Below are 1,891 nucleotides of genomic sequence, written 5' to 3' on the forward strand. Positions count from 1 at the left end.
AATCGAGTAGGAGGAGGCCTCACGGCCTCCGTCCTCTCACACCACCGTACAAGCGTGGGTCGCATACGGCGGTTCCGAATATACTTTTAGTGACTCATACCCATTTCGCAACGAGTACAGACCCAACTCCTCGAACCATTTTGTTGGCATTGCGTGATTTACCTGCGGCGTTAATGCTAGCCGCCACCAACCTTTATCTGACATCGCTAACTTCCACGCATTACGCTCTGTTACACCTTGTCGCTGTAACCATGTCGCTATGCCGTATCTGTGCTTGCGTTGCTTAAGTCGATAGCATCTTAGCCGTCGCCGTATCCATTCGTCCAAGCGTTCCATGTTGCTCTTCCGTATGGCAAGTTTGAAGTAGTGTTGCCAACCTCTTAGGTATTGAGTTAACTTAGCGATTATCACCTCTAACTCTCGACCTCGGTTTCGCTTCGTTATCTGTCGCACTCGCTTCTTCATTTGAGTTTGCGCTGACTTCGATATATGGATTGTTCCATCTATCCCGAAGCAGTGGCTTAGGTAAGTTCGCTCTGTCACCCTTGTTGCTGCACTTTTCTCTCGATTTACCGTGAGTTTCAGCTTTTGCTCCAAGAACTCCGTTATCGACTCTTTGACTCGATGAGCGGCTTCCTCACTACGAACGTAGATTTGGCAGTCGTCTGCATATCGACAGAACTTATGCCCTCTACGCTCTAACTCTTTATCCAGTTCATCTAACACGATATTGGATAGCAACGGAGATAATGGTCCACCCTGTGGTGTCCCTCGTTGTCTCTGTTCGACTAACCCGTTTCGCATTATGCCTGCCTGTAGGTATGACCTGATGAGCTTCAACACGCGTTTATCCGCTATATCCTGTGACAGTCTGTGCATCAGTCTATCGTGATTAACGGTATCGAAGTATTTCGCTAGGTCGATATCTACCACATAACCTCGCCCCTCTCGGATGTAGCGACTGGCTGCCGCTAGCGCATGATGTGCGCTGCGGTGGGGTCTAAATCCGTAACTGCTATTGGAGAACTTAGCTTCATAGATATCTGACAGCACTGAAGTGATTGCCTGTTGGACAACTCTATCGAGCACTGTTGGGATACCTAGTTGCCTGACACCACCACTAGGTTTGGGGATTTCTACACCACGAACTGGCTGAGGTTGATAGCTTCCATTCAGAAGATTCTGACGAAGCGCTTGCCCATTTGAAGCTTGTCGAAGTTTAGAGATGGTCGCATCAATGTCGAGTTTATCGACACCTGCACATCCCTTGTTCTTCTTCACTCTTCTTAGAGCTTGATTCAAGTTGGTTGAGGAACAGATTTGTTCCATCAACGAAGTTGAGGTCACCAAGACTCGTCCTCCTGTCTACGCCAACCATGCTTGTCATTCTTCGTGACCATGAGCTTTACTTGCGGTGTCGCCCGTTGGGACGTAGAGATGATTTTCATCTTGCTATGACTCCACATGATTGAGTGTCTAGTGACTGCTTCTTGATATATTCAGTTCAGGCCTTCCCTTAAGTTGTACATTCTTAAGGTACTATGCCTTCTGCTGACTTCTTATTCCCCATCACACAACATCGCTGTTGCATTAGTCTCTATCGAGACAGACAATAAGATCTCCCGAGGTAAGACGTTGCTCTTTCCCTTGGCCGTGCCTGATTTATCACTACACACTTCCCGTCGAGGCATCGGGCTATTCTATCTAGTGCTAGGTTGCCCAAGTTGTAGTGACCTACTATCAGATTTCTGTTCGTCACAACCAAGTTTTGCCATTTGCTTCCTTCAGATTTCACCTCACGGTGAACACCCTTGCATAGGCTAACGGTTCTCGCTCGACTGAGCCCGTAGAGGACTTTCACCTCCTAGAACAACGCCATGCTCGGCGCACA

At 48.0% G+C, this 1,891-nt stretch carries 1 protein-coding gene; it reads right to left on the reverse strand.

Features of this window, described 5'->3' with window-relative positions; genetic code table 11:
- Positions 1 to 36: 36 nt before the first annotated feature.
- Entirely contained in the window at positions 37 to 1,329 is a 1,293-nt protein-coding gene (gene ltrA / locus EIZ48_RS28115; RefSeq protein ID WP_192928762.1) for a group II intron reverse transcriptase/maturase, read from the reverse strand.
- Positions 1,330 to 1,891 lie beyond the last annotated feature (562 nt).

The organism is Photobacterium alginatilyticum, from assembly GCF_009910675.1.
Classification (GTDB): domain Bacteria; phylum Pseudomonadota; class Gammaproteobacteria; order Enterobacterales; family Vibrionaceae; genus Photobacterium; species Photobacterium alginatilyticum.